Origin of the sequence: Acinetobacter sp. 12966 (assembly GCF_031196995.1) — a bacterium.
GTDB classification, from domain to species: Bacteria; Pseudomonadota; Gammaproteobacteria; order Pseudomonadales; family Moraxellaceae; genus Acinetobacter; species Acinetobacter geminorum.
Genome location: NZ_JAVIMC010000079.1, coordinates 1 through 272, shown reverse-complemented (window position 1 = coordinate 272; position 272 = coordinate 1). Strand labels below are relative to the sequence as shown.

1 protein-coding gene is annotated in these 272 nt (G+C 38.6%); it reads right to left on the bottom strand.

Going from position 1 to position 272, the window contains the following annotated elements; all coding sequences use genetic code 11:
* On the bottom strand, positions 1-272 hold a 272-nt coding region (locus RFW85_RS12430; RefSeq protein WP_309171577.1), incomplete at both ends, for a hypothetical protein.

Below are 272 nucleotides of genomic sequence, written 5' to 3'. Positions count from 1 at the left end.
CGCAGCTGCACCACCTACAATATTAAGCTTGTCACCAAGTTTACGATGTACATCTGCACCGCTGTTACCAGCAAAGTTCAAGCCTTTGTTTTCAAGCTCTGTCTTGGTGTTGTCAATTTTGGTATTTAGTTCAGTTTTCGTATTACCAATCGTGTTGTTTAACTCAGTTTTAGTGTCGTTAATCTGAGTTGTTAACTGATCTTTAGTGGTATTTAACTTGGTGTTGGTATCAGTAATCTGGATACCAAGGTCTTTCTTGGCATCATTCAGAT